This window comes from Bifidobacterium polysaccharolyticum, assembly GCF_016101585.1.
Lineage (GTDB): Bacteria > Actinomycetota > Actinomycetes > Actinomycetales > Bifidobacteriaceae > Bombiscardovia > Bombiscardovia polysaccharolytica.
This window is the reverse complement of the sequence record NZ_JACFQG010000014.1, coordinates 1-308: the sequence shown is the minus strand read 5'-3', so window position 1 is coordinate 308 and position 308 is coordinate 1. Positions and strand designations below refer to the sequence as shown.

Below are 308 nucleotides of genomic sequence, written 5' to 3'. Positions count from 1 at the left end.
ATGGTCGATAGACCGGACGTGGACACCCCGCAAGGGGCGGAGCCGACCGGCACTAATGGTCGAAGACAACACAACAACCCGCCCCACCAAGGGGCGGCGGCATCAACACCTGCTGCGAAACCTGCCTGCGGCAATGAACACGAAACCACAGGCGATCGAAGAACACGAGACACGCGTCCACCATCCGGTCCCCAAGCCGCCAGGACACCCCGACCCCCACGGGTCGGCAGAATTGAAGATTCGCGGCGGTCATGGCCTGGGGGAGACGCCCGGTCCCATTCCGAACCCGGAAGCTAAGACCCAGCACG

At 64.3% G+C, this 308-nt stretch carries 1 rRNA gene; it reads left to right on the top strand.

The annotated features are described in order from the left end of the window. Nucleotides 1–241: 241 nt before the first annotated feature. Nucleotides 242–308: ribosomal RNA gene (gene rrf, locus H3T90_RS08820) — 5S ribosomal RNA — on the top strand; the annotation flags it as partial.